The organism is Thioclava sp. DLFJ5-1 (genome assembly GCF_002020115.1).
GTDB classification, from domain to species: Bacteria; Pseudomonadota; Alphaproteobacteria; order Rhodobacterales; family Rhodobacteraceae; genus Thioclava; species Thioclava sediminum.
On record NZ_MPZU01000005.1, the window covers coordinates 111,522 to 125,244 of the forward strand.

The window sequence follows — 13,723 nt, forward strand, 5'->3', positions numbered from 1 at the left end:
CCCCTTCGACTTGGTGCAAATATCCCCGCCGGAGGCATCCGGCAGGGGTCACAAGCGAGACAATCAGATCGCGGCGAGCGCGTCCACCAGCTTGCCAGCACCGAAGCGGAACGGATCGGTCGTGGGCAGGCCCATTTCTTCCTCGACCTTCGCCAGATAGGCCTTGGCCTCGTCCTCACCCATCTTCTGAGTGTTGACCGAGATGCCGACCACCTGACAGGCGGGATTGGCGACCTTCGCCAGCGCCAGTGCCATATCGCTCAGCTCTTGCAGCGAGGGCATCTTGTAGCCTGGCAGGCCGCGCATATGGGTGCGCGTCGGCTCATGCGCGAGGATCAGCGCGTCGGGCTGGCCGCCATGGATCAGCGCCATCGTCACGCCCGAATAGGAGACGTGGAACAGGCTACCCTGCCCCTCGATCAGGTCCCAATGGTCGGGATCGTTATCGGGCGTGAGGTATTCGATCGAGCCGGCCATGAAATCGGCGATCACCGCATCGAGCGGCACGCCGTCGCCGGTGATCAGGATGCCGGTCTGGCCGGTCGCGCGGAACGTGGCCTTCATGCCGCGCTCGCGCATCTCGCGCTCCATGCAAAGCGCGGTATACATCTTGCCCGCCGAGCAATCGGTGCCCACGGCAAGGCAGCGCTTGCCGGTGCGCTTCTCGCCATTCGCGATCGGATATTTCACCGCCGGGATGCGCACGTCATGCAGCTGACGCCCGCAGGCCTTTGCGACCGCGACCAGATCGGGCTCGTCGCGCAGCAGGTTGTGCAGGCCCGACGCGAGGTCGAGACCTTCTTCCAGCGCTTCGATCAGCACTTTCTTCCAGCCCTGCGAGATCAGGCCGCCACGGTTTGCGACGCCGATCACCAGCGTCTTGCAGCCTTGTGCGATGGCTTCTTTGATATCGAGATCGGGGATGCCCATGTCGGCTTGGCATCCCTCCATCCGGTACTGGCCGACGGCATATTCGGGCCGCCAGTCCTTGATCCCCTGCGCGACTTTCGCGGACAAGGGATCGGGGGCATCGCCCAGAAACAGTAGATAAGGGGTGTCGATCAGCGACATGCGGGTCTCCCTGTGGTCTGTGTTTTGTCTTGTTTGTTGATGATATTAGGGCGCGGCGCAAAAATTTCTTGGGGATTTCCGTGCAACATTTCCGGCAAAACGGAAGATCCTTCGGCAAAAGCGCCATTTCGCCGCAATTTCGTGCACCGCTCGGATTTTCGGACGCCTGCAATGCTGCAGCGCGGCCCTGATTCTGCGCTTGCAAAATCGCCTTGCATGAGACCGCGCAACAATATACCCAATCCGCAACCCAAAACGTAACTTCCTTGCGAAAGGCCGCTTCATGAGCTTCCGCGTTCAACCCACGCCCCCTGCCCGTCCGAACCGCTGCCAGCTTTTCGGCCCCGGCTCGAACACCAAGCTCTTCCCGAAAATGGCCGCCTCCGCCGCCGATGTGATCAATCTCGACCTCGAAGATTCGGTCGCGCCCAACGACAAGGCGCAGGCGCGGCGCAACATCATTCAGGCCAGCCACGAGATCGACTGGGGCAATAAATACCTCTCGGTCCGCATCAACGGCCTCGACACGCCCTATTGGTATCGCGACGTGGTCGAACTGCTCGAAGAAGGCTCCGAGCGCATCGACCAGATCATGATCCCGAAAGTTGGCTGCGCGGCGGATGTCTATGCGGTCGACGCGCTGGTCACGGCGATCGAAACCGCGAAGGGGCGCACGAAGAAAATCTCGCTCGAAGTCATCATCGAAAGCGCTGCCGGCCTCGCGCATGTCGAGGAAATCGCTGCATCTTCTCCGCGCCTGCAGGCGATGAGCCTCGGCGCTGCCGACTTCGCCGCCTCGATGGGCATGCAGACCACCGGCATCGGCGGGACGCAGGAAAACTACTACATGCTGCGCAACGGCGAAAAGCATTGGTCCGACCCGTGGCACTGGGCGCAGGCCGCGATCGTCGCCGCCTGCCGCACTCACGGCATTTTGCCGGTCGATGGCCCGTTCGGCGATTTCTCCGACGATGACGGCTTCCGCGCGCAGGCGCTGCGCTCGGCGACGCTCGGCATGGTGGGCAAATGGGCCATCCATCCCAAGCAGATTTCTCTTGCAAATGAAGTCTTTACGCCTTCTGATGAGGCCGTGACCGAGGCCCGTGAAATCCTCGTGGCGATGGAAGAGGCCAAGGCACGCGGCGAAGGTGCGACCGTCTACAAAGGCCGTCTCGTCGACATTGCGTCAATCAAACAAGCTGAAGTGATTGTAAGACAAGCCGAAATGATTAAAGATTAAGCCGCGCGCGAACGAATCGCGATATAGTTATCGAATCCCGGAGCGGTTGGGAGGGGAGGCCCGGCCGCATGAGGGAAAAGGAGCGCCCTGGCTTACGGCCGGGGCGTTTCCGTTTTTCTAGCGCCGGGGAATCCCACGCAAACGCCATCTAGCCGCGCTGTGCGACGGCCCGATGACAGTTCCGCAAATTGCTGCGCCTCAGCCCTTCAGCGGCAAGCGGATCTCCGTAAGCAAATCTTCCGGCTTCGTGTTCATCGGATCGTTGAGATAGACCTCGTAGGCCACCAGATCGCGGTGCTCCATGCCAGACGCCGGGAACCAATCCTCGTCCAGCCAGCGATACGCCTCGGGCAGCTGCTCATAGGGCCCCTTCACCGTCACCACCGCATATTTCCCGGCCGGATAGCGAATCTCCGCAAGCGGCGGGAAGATCACGAACCCCTCGCCCACCGCGAAACAGGCATGCGAGCGCAGCTCCTCCGCCGGCACTTTGCGCGGATTGTCATGCCCGATCATCGCCGCGTGCTCGACTTCCGCCCAGGACGGCTCCGGGATCAGCGAGACAAGTTTCTGAAAGACCGGGCCGACCGACGGGTAAGGCCCTTTATGTGCCAGCCCGGCAAGCCGTACCGCTGGCATCTCTTTGATCTCGACTTCATACGCCAAATTAACCCTCATCCGGTTAAAGCGCGCGTTTCCTCGATCACTCTATCACCTCCCATCCGCCGCGCCTATGAGGCAAGGCGCCGCCGCTCCCGCAATCGGGACGCGCCCGCCATGCGCCACCCAGTTGCAATTCCCGAGCGTTGAAGACATTAAGGGCGCGAGTTTCCGGATGCGGAGTGATCCATGACCTATCTCGAATTCGAAAAGCCGCTGGCAGAGATCGAAGGCAAAGCCGAAGAGCTGCGCGCGCTGGCCCGGCAAAACGAAGAGATGGATGTCGACAAGGAAGCGTCAGCCCTCGACAAGAAGGCCGAGGCGATGCTGCGCGACCTCTACAAAGACCTGTCGCCCTGGCGCAAATGTCAGGTCGCGCGTCATCCCGACCGTCCGCATTGCAAGGACTATATCGACCAGCTCTTCACCGAGTACACGCCGCTCGCGGGCGACCGCAACTTCGCCGACGATCACGCGGTGATGGGCGGCCTCGCACGTCTCGGCGACAAGCCGGTGATGGTGATCGGCCATGAGAAGGGCAACGACACCGCAAGCCGCATCGAGCGCAACTTCGGCATGGCCCGCCCCGAGGGCTATCGCAAGGCGATCCGTCTCATGGACATGGCCGCCCGCTTCGGCCTGCCGGTCGTCGCCCTGATCGACACCCCCGGCGCCTATCCCGGCAAGGGCGCGGAAGAGCGCGGCCAGTCCGAGGCCATCGCCCGCTCGACCGAGAAATGCCTGCAGATCGGCGTGCCGCTGATCTCGGTCATCATCGGCGAAGGCGGCTCGGGTGGCGCCGTGGCCTTCGCCACCGGCGACCGCGTCGCGATGCTGGAACATTCCGTCTATTCGGTGATCTCGCCCGAAGGCTGCGCCTCGATCCTCTGGAAGGATTCCGAGAAGATGCGCGAAGCCGCCGAGGCGCTGCGCCTGACCGCGCAGGACCTCAAGAAGCTCGGCGTTATCGACCGTATCATCTCCGAACCGATGGGCGGCGCACAGCGCGACGCCACGGCGACCATCGCCTCGGTCGGCTCGGAAATCTCGCTGATGCTGGCAGAGCTGGAGGGCCAGAAGCCCGCCGATCTGATCAAGGCACGCCGCAAGAAGTTCCTCGACATGGGCACGAAGGGGCTTTCGGCCTAAACCGAAGCCCCCGCGCATTCCGAACCGGCCTCACGCCGGTTCCGCCTGCCTGCGCATCAGCCCCGCCCCCAGCGCAAGTGCGATGATGACCGCGCCGTAGATCTCGGTCGTCAGCCGCAGCCCCAGTTCGGGCACCGCCAGACCCGCCAGCACCGCGGGCACCCCGAAGGCCGAGTAAGCCAGCGTGAACAGCGCCGCGAACAGCCCGCCACGCTCGTCCGGTGCGGCCAGCGGCGCGAGCGAACGCAACACACCCGCAAAGCAGGTGCCGAAGCCGATCCCCGCGATGAAGACGCTCGCAAGATAGAGCGCGAAACTCCCCGTCGCGAGCGCCGCGAGCGACAACACCGTGCCCAGCACCAGCCCGTCCGTCCCCAGAAGCGCGATCCGGCGCGGCGCCAGATTGCGCGTCACGAAGCACGAGGCCGCTCCGGTCCCCGACAGGAGCGCAACGATCGCACCCTGCGCCAGCGCGGTGTGAACCTCGAAGACCTGCGCCACGATCGGCGCACCCAGCGACAGGAACAGCGAGCCGGTCCCCCACCCCGCCAGCACCGCGGGCGCACCGCGCCGGAAGGCCGCACGGATATGGGGCGGCACAGAAACCTGCGGGCGCAGCGAGGCCAGCGTCCCCTCATGGCGCGGCGCGGTCTCCGGCGGCAGCCAGACCAGCAGGGCCAGCACGCCATAGACGACCGCCAGACCGAGGAAGGTCGCGACCCGCGGCGCAGGCGCATAGGCCAACAACGCGCCCCCCGCGAGCGCCCCGGCCGCCAGCCCCGCCAAGGGCGCCACCGCGTTCCAGACCGCCGCGAGACCGGGCCGCGTAGACGGCTCATGATCGGTCGAACTCGCACTCAGCGTCGATATCAGCAGGCCGCTCGCCAGACCCTGCAACACCCGCGCCAGCATCAGCGCCATCGCCGTATCCGCCCAGAGGAATTCGAGCATCCCAAGCGCCAACAGCACGAAGCCCACCGACAGAACCGGTCGCCGCCCGAGATGATCGGAGAGCCGCCCGAAGACCAGCAAGGTTATCAGAAGCGCCCCGGCATAGATCGCGAAAATCCCCGTCATCATCGCCGAGGAAAAGCCGATCCGCGCCTGCAGGACCGGGTAAAAGGGCGACGGCGCACTGGCCCCGGCCAGCATCAGCACGAGCCCCATGATCGCCAGCACGAAGCCTGCGCGGCTCCGCGTCGGCAGACTTGGAGAGGCGCCGTCCGGGCCGGGATCTGTCTCGTCGATCATCGCTGTCTCCTGATGCGGTAGGTTCGAAAATTCTCGAACCTCCACATACTCGACATGGCCGATGGTTCAAGTATTATCGAACCATGAACACGCAACCCGAACTCCCGCATCCCCCCGCTGACTCGCTGTCTCTGTCGCAAGTGCTCTTCGCGCTCAGTGACCCGGCGCGGCGCGAAATCGCCCGCAATCTGCGCGACGGCCCGCTCGAAGCGGCGGCCTGCAGCGCCGTGGCAGCGGATGTCCCGAAGTCGACAAAATCTCACATTCTCAAGGTCTTGCGGGAATCTGGCGTAATCCGGAACGAGCCGAACCCGAACGGTCGGGGCCGCCTGCTCACCCTGCGCCGGGATGACCTTGAGGCGCGCTTCCCCGGCCTGATCGACCCAATCCTCGACGCCGATCTGCGCGAGAGCTGATCACGCCAACGTGTTCGGCGCACGCCACCCGCAGCGCCGCGACACCTCTTCCTCTTGGAAAAAATATCCCCGCCGGAGGCGCCCTCCGCCGCCACCCGCTCAGGGCTTCGGCAGCGCGAACCCGGCCTCCAGCATCAGCGCATCCGAGCGCGGCTCGACCACCGCCTCGACCGCCGCCAGCGTCTGCGGCGCAGAGCCCGCCGCCTCGATGACCGGCAGGAACTCGGTCACCGCCACGCCTGACCGGATCGGCCAGCCACGCTTGCTCCAGAACAGGCCCGCATTGGTCGCGGCGGGCACCACCGGCAGCTTCGTGGCTTCGGCCACCACGCCCACGCCCTGCTTATAGCGGCGCCTCTCGCCCGGCGGCACGCGCGTGCCCTCGGGATAGATGATCAGCTGCCCCAACCCATGCGTCGCGCGCGCCTCTTCGACCGCGCCCAGCATCACCTTCATCGCCTCCGACCCCTTGGAGCGGTCGATCGGAATGCAGCCCGCCTTATGCGCGAACCAGCCCATGACCGGCACGTTCAACAGGGCCTTTTTCATCACGAAGGCCCGGCGCGGCAGGTGATTGGCGAGGATCAGAATGTCGAAAAAGCTCTGATGCTTGGCCGCGACGATACAGTCGCCCTCGGGCGGCGTGCCGCGCAGCTCATAGCGCAGCCCCAGATAGACCCGCGCCATATCCAGCAGATGCTGCGTCCAGATACCGGCGGTGCGATGCACACCGGCCCGCCCCTTGGGCAGCACCTGAAACACAAGGCCCCAGGCCCCGATCAGCACCGTCGCGAGCGCGATGTGAACGTAGTACAGCCCGGTCATCACATGGGTCAGCGGCGTGACTTTTCCGGGGCGGCGCGAAGGGTCGGACATCAGCGAAGTCTCCTGAGCATACGCAGCGCGGCGAAACGGGTGGCGGCAAAGGCCACGATCGCGGCGATCGGCGGAATGATCAATGGCCAGAGCCATGCGGCCCCGGAAAAGCCCAAACCGGTGAGGAAGCCGCCCGCAGCCTCGGTCGAAGGCAGCAGCGCCACCGCCAGCATACCCAAGACCGTGCCCGCCACCGCACCGATCAGACCGCGCGTGGTGAAGCGACGCACGAAGGCCCGCGCGATGAAGGCGTCTTTCGCGCCCACCAGCCGCAGCGTCGCGATCACCTGACCGTTCGCGGCCAACGCAGCCTGCGCGGCCAGCGTGATCATCCCCGCCATCGCGCCGAAGATCAGCAGCAGCGACAGCAGGCCCAGAGTGCGGATCCGCTCCGCCGCCGCAACCAGCGGACGCCGCCAACGGGTATGGTCGTCGAAGATCGCGCCGGGCGCTTCGGCCTGCAGCCGCAGCCGCAGCCCTTCGGCATCGACGCCCGCGCCGGTCTCGGTCACCGCGATCAGCTTCGGCAGCGGCAGCGCATCCACCGGCAGATCGGGACCGAACCACGGCTTCAGCAGCCCCTTCATCTCGTCATCGCCCATCACCCGCGAAGAGGCGACACCCGGCGTCGTCTTCAACACTTCCTGCACGGCGGCGACCTGCGCATCCATCTGCTCGGGCGGGGCAGAGATGCGGATCGTGGCCGAGCGCGCGAGGCTGTCGGCCCAGCGATCCGCAAGCCGCCCCGTCGCCAGCGACAGCGCCAGCGCAAAGACCGCAAGGAAGGCCATCGCGGCCGCGGTGAACAGCGTCAGCCGCGCGGTGAACCCGGTCGGCGGCACGACCCGATCCGGCCCGGTCGTCTCGGAGGCGAATGTCAGCAAGGTCAGCTTCACAGATCGGCCCCCGCCGTATGCAGATGGCGCTTCGCGATGCGCAGAACCCGCGCCGAGACCTGCGGTTTCGCCTGCCGGATCAGGTTCAGATCGTGGGTCGCGATCACCACCGTCTTGCCCATCTTGTTCAGCTCGACCAGCAGCGACAGCAGCCGCAGCGACATCTCCCAATCGAGGTTCCCGGTCGGCTCGTCAGCCAGGATCACATCGGGCGACATGATGACAGCGCGGGCCAGAGCGACGCGTTGCCGCTCCCCGCCCGACAGTTGCGGCGGCAGCGCATTCGCCTGCCGCTTCAGCCCGACCCAGGCCAGCAATTCGCGCAGTTGGGTCATGTCGGGCGTGCGGCGATTGACCGTCATCGGCAGCGCCACGTTCTCCTCCACCGAAAGGTGATCGAGGAACTGGCAGTCTTGATGCACGACGCCGATGCGCTGGCGCAGCCCGGCGATTTCGTCGCGGTTCATCTCGCGCACATCCTTGCCGAACAAGGACAAATGCCCCGCCGTCGGCAGCAATTCCGCGTAGCATAGTTTGAGAAATGTGGTCTTCCCGGCCCCCGACGGTCCGGTCAGAAAATGGAATGACCCAGGGGCAAGCGTCAGGGACATATCGCTAAGGAGCTCCGCCCCGCTATAGCTCATCGCCACATTTTGCAGCTCGATCACTGCCAGCCCCTCTACTTGGTGCGCGCTTCGCGAATTAAGTGGCCCAAATCATTTGGACATTCCGCCCGCGCTTGCTACAACATAAGACAGTGGTTGGCCAGAACGGCAAAACGCCAACACGGGCAGGGATGGGACAATATGCGGTTGGTTTGCCCCAATTGCGGTGCGCAATACGAAGTGGATGACGCTGTCATCCCAGATGGCGGACGGGATGTGCAATGCTCCAATTGCGGGCACGGCTGGTTCCAGCCGAGCAAGGATATGCTCTCCGCCGAGCCCGACACCACAACCGCAGCGCCCCCGCCCGAAGGTTGGGATCTCGACGCCGAGACTGAGGCCGAGGCTGCGCCTGAGGAGACTGAGGCAGAGGTAACGGCGGAGACGCCCACCGAATCTGAGCCCGTTTCCGAATCCGAGCAATCCTCCGAGCCCGAACAAGTTTTCGAGCCCGAGCCGCTTCCCGAACCCGAGCAACAACCAGAGCCCGAGGCCGCAACGCCCCTGCCCGAGCCCGAGCCAGTCGTGACGACGCAAAGCACGGACGATACGGATGCCGCCATTGCGGCGATGGTCTCGACGCCGGAGCCCGAGGAACAGGACGACGACGAGGAAGAGCCGGGCCTCGGCCCTGCCCCGCGTGTCGGCGCGACCCCGCGCAAACCGCTCGATGACGGGCTGCTGTCGATCCTGCGCGAAGAGGCCGAGCGCGAAGCCGCGCAGCGCCGCGCCGAAGGCTCGAGCGAGCTGGAGACGCAAGACGAATTGAACCTCGAAGAGCGCGAGACCAGCGAAGACGCAGAACGCGCCGCCGAGGCCGCCACCGCCGATCTGGCGCGCCGCCGCAAAGGCGCGCAGGACTTCTCCGATCTCAACGAGCCCGACGCTGAACGCGAAGAGGATCGCGTGGCCGATCTGCTCGGCGAGGATGACGAAGACATGCGCGCGATGCGCGGGCGCGAACGGCTGCCCGACATTGACGAGATCAATTCGACCCTCACCGCGACCTCGGATCGCGAGGGTGACAGCGTGGCCGAATTCTCGCCGGAGATGGCGCGCCGCCGCCGCTCGGGCTTCAGCCGCGGCTTCATCTTCGTGATGGCGATCACCGCGATACTGGCGCTGATCTATGCCTTCGCGCCGGACATCGCCGCGAAAGTCCCGGCGCTGAAATCGCCGCTGACGCAATATGTCGTCGCGGTGGACGAGGGGCGCATCTGGCTCGACGACCAGTTGCAGATCCTGACGCATCGCCTCTCGCCCGAAGCGACCTCGGACGGCTTCACCGAATAAGTTTTCCTAATAATCTGCCGCCGCGCATAAGTTGAACTTATGGGCGCGCGGCGTCAGCCCGCATTCGAGAACTGATCGAGCAGCCGCTTGAGGTAGTCCAGCTCTTCCTCGGGGCGCAGACGATCGGCCGAGCGGCGGCGGATTTCATCGAGCAGATCCTGCGCCCGGCGATAGACATCCTCGCCGTTGAGCATCTGACGATCCGTGCCAAGCTGGTTGCCCTCGCCCTGCGCCCGACCCAGCGGATCACGCGGCATCTCACGGCCGCCCTGTTGTCCGGGCTGACCCGCCTGCTGATTGCCCTGCTGACCGGGCTGCTGACCGTCGCGGCGCGCCTGTTCGTTGCGCATAGCCTCGCCCAACGCGCGCATCCCTTCGCGCAGCGCCTCGATCGCGTCGGCCTGACGGTCGATCGCCGCCGAATTGTCGCCCTCGCGCAGCGCCTCCTCGGCCTGATCCATCGCGCGCCCGGCATCGTCGAAGCGCTTCTCGGCCTGCTGGCCCGCCTCGTTGCCGAAGCCCGGCAGCAGCCCGCGCTGGCGGTCGAGTTCGCGACGCAGCGCACGCTGGCGATCCGCGAGGCTCTGGCCGTCCACGCCGCCCTGCCCGCCATTCAGGCCGGGCTGATCGCCCTGCCCCTGACCGTCGCGCTGCGCCTGCCCGTCCTGGCCTTGGCCCTGACCGGGCTGGTCGCCGGGCTGTTGGCCCTGACCTTGTTGGCCTTGCTCACCCTGCTGGCCTTGTTGACCCTGCTGACCTTGCTGCTGGCCCTGTTGCCCTTGCTGACCTTGCTGGCCCTGCTGACCGTTCTCGGCCTGCTGCTGGCGCTCCTCCGGGGTCATGAACTGGTCCTGCAGGTCGCGGAACGCATCGTCCGACAGCTCCTGCTGCTTGCGCAGCGTGTCCTGCATGTCGCGCATCGCCTGACCGCCGGGCATGTCGCCCTGACCGCCCTGCCCTTGCTGGACCTTGAGGTTCTCCATCATCCGCGCGAGCTGGTCGAGCAGCTCCTGCGCCTCGGCCATCCGGCCTTCCTCCATCAGCTTCTGGATCTGGTCCATCATCTGCTGGATCTGGTCGCCGGTGATCTGCTGGCCCTGCTGCGGCTGCTGACCAAATTGCGGCCCCTGCTCCTGCTCCTGCGAGCGCTCGGCAAGCATGCGGATGTAATTGTCGGTCGCCTCTTTCAGCTCCTGCATGAGCTTGGCAATCTCGTCCTTGGAAGCCCCATTGCGGATCGCCTCGGAGAGCTTTTCCTGCGCCTTCTGCATCGCGGCCAGCGCATCGGCGAGCCCGCCATCCTCGACCAGTTCGGCCATCTTCCATAACGCCTCGGCGATCTCGTCGCGGGCCTCGGGGGACAGGTCGGGATCGTCGAGCCGCCCGATCACGAGGCGGATCATCAGATACACTTCCTCGCGCTTGATGAAGCCCTCGTGCCGGTTCGAGATCGCCCGCAGCAACTGATCCGCATAGCCGCGATTGTCGCGCGACCACAGCAGATCGCGGCGCACTTCGATCAGGGCGGAGGCGAGCGGATCGAAGAAACGCTTGCCGGGCAGGATGATCTCCTGCGTGCCGGACGTGCCGGTCTGGCCGCGCCCGTCCTCGACATCGAGCGTCAGTTTCACCGGCAGGTTCGCCCAAGGATGCTTCCCGGCATCCTCCACGAGGCTCTCGGTGAAATCGGCCCGCGAGCCGGAAATCGGCAGCGGCAGATCATAGATCAGATCGTCGCGCGGCTCGGGCGGGATCTGCAGGCCGTAGCGGCGATCGACCTTCGCCAGATCGAGCGAAATCACCGCATGACCCTTGGTCACGGCGTAATCGTCCTGCGCGGTGAAGGGCAGGCTCAGCTTGCCATCGGCGCGGCGATCCGGCGTGCCGGCCAGCGCGACAGAGGGTGCCTCGTCGGGGCGCACGACCACGTTGAAGCGGCGCGCGGCGGGGCCTTTGAACTCCAGAAGCCCGTCGCGGACCGCTTCGAATTCATGGGTCTCGATGCCGCTGGCGGTCTGCGCCGCACCCTGTTCGGGCAGCGCGGCGGGGTTCGAGACGCTCTCGGAAAAGCCGATCGCGCCGGACGCGCCATAGAGCCGGATCGAGAAGCGGGTGCCTTCGGGCACGATCAACTCGTCGCCCTCGACCTTGTTCAGATAGAGCCCCGGCTTGCCGGTATAGCGCGGCGGCGCGGCCCACCCTTCCCAGCTCGGTCCCATCGCAGCCTCGGCAGAGCCCGCAGGCGTCGGCAGCCCCTCGGTCGGATGCAAAAGCCGCTGCGGCACGCCGAAGATCACCGCGACGACCAAGGCCGTCAGCGCGGTCAGCCGTAGCGCATAGGGATCGCGGCGGGCAAGATCGGGTTTCGGGCGCGGCGCGCGGGCGGCTTGCGCGGCCTTGGCCATGCGCCGCAGATGCGCCACCCAGAGCGCGCGGGCGGCGGGATCGTCCTGCCCCAGCGCCATCTCGTCGGTCAGTGCGGAAAGCGGGCGGCCCGGCAGCGTCGCATCGAGCCGGGCAATCGCATCCCTGCGGCGCGGCCAGTGCATCCGCCACGCGCCCCATGCCAGCGCGGCGAGCGACGCGATCAGCGCAACCAGCCAGAACCAGCGCCCACCCGGCCCCAGATAGGCGGGCAGCGCGAAGGCGATGGCGGTGGCGATCAGCGCGAGAACGGAGAGAAGCGGCCAGAAGGCGCGTAGCCCCCGCTCGACGATCATCCCGGCATGGGTGAGCGCAATAGGCCGGGCGAGCGGGGCCAGAGCGGCCTGCCCGTCCTCCTTCGTCGCGGTATCGCGCGAAGCTTTGCTGAACCAGTTCCTGACCGGCATACTCTCCCTATCCGTCGGCCCCGATTCCCTTCCTACGGATCAGAGCCACTCCGGGATGGTATCGCGGGAGAGCATTTCCTCAAAGCTCGGTCTTGCCCGAATGAGAGCGAATTCGCCTCCGCGCACCAGAACCTCGGGGATCAGCGGGCGAGAATTGTATTCCGAGGACATGACCGCGCCGTAAGCCCCCGCCGAGCGGAAGGCGACCAGATCGCCCGGGCCGAGCGGCGTCAGATTGCGCGCCTTGGCGAAGGTGTCGCCGGTCTCGCATACCGGGCCCACGATGTCGAAAGGCGCGGATTCGGTGCCCGGCGCGGCTTCGATCACCGGGACGATGTCGTGATGCGCGCCATACATCGAAGGCCGCACGAGGTCGTTCATCGCCGCGTCGAGAATGAGGAAATCGCGCCCCTCGCCCTCTTTCAGCCAGATCACCGAGGAGACCAGCAGCCCGGCATTGCCCGAAATCAGGCGGCCCGGTTCGATCTCGATCTCGCAGCCCAGATCGCCCACGGTGCGCTGAATCACCTGCCCGTATTCGATGGGCAGCGGCGGCGCGGAGTTCGACCGCTCATAGGGAATGCCCAGACCGCCGCCGAGGTCGAGACGGCGGATATCGTGGCCATCTGCGCGCAGCGCCTCGGTCAGTTCGCGGACCTTGAGGAAGGCGGCCTCGAAGGGTTCCAGATCGGTCAGCTGCGAGCCGATATGCACGTCGATGCCCACGACCTCGATGCCGGGCAGCTGGGCGGCCTCGGCATAGACCGCGCGGGACTTGGCGATCGGAATGCCGAACTTGTTCTCGGATTTGCCGGTCGCGATTTTCTCATGGGTCTTCGCGTCGACATCTGGGTTCACCCGCAGCGCGATCGGCGCGGTGACGCCCATCGACGCGGCAATCTCGGATATCGCGAGCAGTTCCGGCTCGGACTCGACATTGAACTGGCGGATGCCGTTCTCAAGGACGTAGGCGATCTCCTCGCGGGTCTTGCCCACGCCCGAGAACACCACGCGATCCCCCGGCACGCCAGCCGCCCGCGCCCGGCGATATTCGCCGCCCGAGACCACATCCATGCCCGCGCCCAGATCGCCCAGAACCTTCAGCACCGCGAGGTTCGAGTTCGACTTGATCGCGAAGCAGATCAGGTGATCCGTCCAGCCAAGCGCCTCTTCGAACAGCTTGAAATGGCGCTCCAGCGTGGCGGTCGAATAGACGTAGAAAGGCGTGCCGACGGCCGCCGCGATCTCGGGGATCGGCACATCCTCTGCATGAAGGACGCCGTCGCGATAGAGGAAATGATCCATGAGAGGTCTCGATTACTGGGACTGGTTACCATCCGCCTCGGACGGCGGGACGGGCGGGCCGTCGACACCG

At 65.8% G+C, this 13,723-nt stretch carries 12 protein-coding genes; 4 read left to right on the forward strand and 8 right to left on the reverse strand.

Annotation, left to right across the window (positions count from 1 at the left end; genetic code table 11):
* Positions 1 to 63: 63 nt before the first annotated feature.
* A complete protein-coding gene (dgcN, locus tag BMI86_RS15440; RefSeq protein WP_078542388.1) occupies positions 64 to 1,065 on the reverse strand; it encodes an N-acetyltransferase DgcN in 1,002 nt (333 codons plus the stop codon).
* Positions 1,066 to 1,354: 289 nt separating this feature from the next.
* Here dgcN and BMI86_RS15445 point away from each other — a divergent pair, with 289 nt between their 5' ends.
* Positions 1,355 to 2,311 carry an L-malyl-CoA/beta-methylmalyl-CoA lyase gene (locus tag BMI86_RS15445; RefSeq protein WP_078542190.1) on the forward strand — a complete coding sequence of 319 codons (957 nt, stop codon included), beginning with the start codon at positions 1,355 to 1,357 and terminating at the stop codon, positions 2,309 to 2,311.
* Positions 2,312 to 2,509: 198 nt separating this feature from the next.
* Here the strand turns inward: BMI86_RS15445 and BMI86_RS15450 are convergent, their stop codons facing one another.
* A complete protein-coding gene (locus BMI86_RS15450) occupies positions 2,510 to 2,977 on the reverse strand; it encodes a GyrI-like domain-containing protein (RefSeq protein WP_165756995.1) in 468 nt (155 codons plus the stop codon).
* Positions 2,978 to 3,160: 183 nt separating this feature from the next.
* Here BMI86_RS15450 and BMI86_RS15455 point away from each other — a divergent pair, with 183 nt between their 5' ends.
* Complete coding sequence (locus BMI86_RS15455; protein WP_078542192.1) at positions 3,161 to 4,120, forward strand: acetyl-CoA carboxylase carboxyltransferase subunit alpha; 960 nt, start codon at positions 3,161 to 3,163, stop codon at positions 4,118 to 4,120.
* A 30-nt stretch (positions 4,121 to 4,150) separates the two neighbouring features.
* On the opposite strand, the gene BMI86_RS15460 is transcribed toward BMI86_RS15455, so the two are convergent.
* Positions 4,151 to 5,371, reverse strand: a complete 1,221-nt coding sequence (locus tag BMI86_RS15460; RefSeq protein WP_078542193.1) for an MFS transporter — start codon at positions 5,369 to 5,371, stop codon at positions 4,151 to 4,153.
* A gap of 140 nt (positions 5,372 to 5,511) precedes the next feature.
* On the opposite strand from BMI86_RS15460, the gene BMI86_RS15465 reads away from it, so the two are divergent.
* Positions 5,512 to 5,787 (forward strand): helix-turn-helix domain-containing protein, encoded by a 276-nt coding sequence (locus BMI86_RS15465; protein ID WP_246831732.1) that lies wholly within the window; start codon positions 5,512 to 5,514, stop codon positions 5,785 to 5,787.
* Positions 5,788 to 5,886: 99 nt separating this feature from the next.
* Here the strand turns inward: BMI86_RS15465 and BMI86_RS15470 are convergent, their stop codons facing one another.
* From BMI86_RS15470 to BMI86_RS15480, 3 genes are read right to left on the reverse strand one after another with little or no spacing between them, the layout of a single operon-like run.
* Positions 5,887 to 6,663 (reverse strand): 1-acyl-sn-glycerol-3-phosphate acyltransferase, encoded by a 777-nt coding sequence (locus BMI86_RS15470; RefSeq protein ID WP_078542195.1) that lies wholly within the window; start codon positions 6,661 to 6,663, stop codon positions 5,887 to 5,889.
* The gene (locus BMI86_RS15475; protein ID WP_078542196.1) at positions 6,663 to 7,559 is read right to left on the reverse strand and encodes an FtsX-like permease family protein; all 897 of its coding nucleotides are present in this window, start codon (positions 7,557 to 7,559) and stop codon (positions 6,663 to 6,665) included. Before BMI86_RS15475 ends, BMI86_RS15470 begins: the two co-directional genes overlap by 1 nt.
* The gene (locus BMI86_RS15480) at positions 7,556 to 8,227 is read right to left on the reverse strand and encodes an ATP-binding cassette domain-containing protein (RefSeq protein ID WP_078542197.1); all 672 of its coding nucleotides are present in this window, start codon (positions 8,225 to 8,227) and stop codon (positions 7,556 to 7,558) included. The genes BMI86_RS15475 and BMI86_RS15480 overlap by 4 nt, the downstream gene beginning before the upstream one ends.
* 138 nt (positions 8,228 to 8,365) lie before the next feature.
* On the opposite strand from BMI86_RS15480, the gene BMI86_RS15485 reads away from it, so the two are divergent.
* The gene (locus BMI86_RS15485) at positions 8,366 to 9,517 is read left to right on the forward strand and encodes a zinc-ribbon domain-containing protein (protein ID WP_078542198.1); all 1,152 of its coding nucleotides are present in this window, start codon (positions 8,366 to 8,368) and stop codon (positions 9,515 to 9,517) included.
* Positions 9,518 to 9,570: 53 nt separating this feature from the next.
* On the opposite strand, the gene BMI86_RS15490 is transcribed toward BMI86_RS15485, so the two are convergent.
* Both BMI86_RS15490 and lysA read right to left on the reverse strand, forming a co-directional pair.
* A complete protein-coding gene (locus BMI86_RS15490; protein ID WP_078542199.1) occupies positions 9,571 to 12,348 on the reverse strand; it encodes a DUF4175 domain-containing protein in 2,778 nt (925 codons plus the stop codon).
* A gap of 39 nt (positions 12,349 to 12,387) precedes the next feature.
* A complete protein-coding gene (gene lysA, locus BMI86_RS15495; protein ID WP_078542200.1) occupies positions 12,388 to 13,653 on the reverse strand; it encodes a diaminopimelate decarboxylase in 1,266 nt (421 codons plus the stop codon).
* Positions 13,654 to 13,723 lie beyond the last annotated feature (70 nt).

What these genes read in the sequence shown, in the direction of transcription:
- BMI86_RS15445 (WP_078542190.1), top strand. Translation starts at nt 1,355, where the DNA reads ATGAGCTTCCGCGTTCAACCCACGCCCCCTGCCCGTCCGAACCGCTGC.
- BMI86_RS15455 (WP_078542192.1), top strand. Translation starts at nt 3,161, where the DNA reads ATGACCTATCTCGAATTCGAAAAGCCGCTGGCAGAGATCGAAGGCAAA.
- BMI86_RS15460 (WP_078542193.1), bottom strand. Translation starts at nt 5,371, where the DNA reads ATGATCGACGAGACAGATCCCGGCCCGGACGGCGCCTCTCCAAGTCTG.
- BMI86_RS15470 (WP_078542195.1), bottom strand. Translation starts at nt 6,663, where the DNA reads ATGTCCGACCCTTCGCGCCGCCCCGGAAAAGTCACGCCGCTGACCCAT.
- BMI86_RS15485 (WP_078542198.1), top strand. Translation starts at nt 8,366, where the DNA reads ATGCGGTTGGTTTGCCCCAATTGCGGTGCGCAATACGAAGTGGATGAC.
- BMI86_RS15490 (WP_078542199.1), bottom strand. Translation starts at nt 12,348, where the DNA reads ATGCCGGTCAGGAACTGGTTCAGCAAAGCTTCGCGCGATACCGCGACG.
- lysA (WP_078542200.1), bottom strand. Translation starts at nt 13,653, where the DNA reads ATGGATCATTTCCTCTATCGCGACGGCGTCCTTCATGCAGAGGATGTG.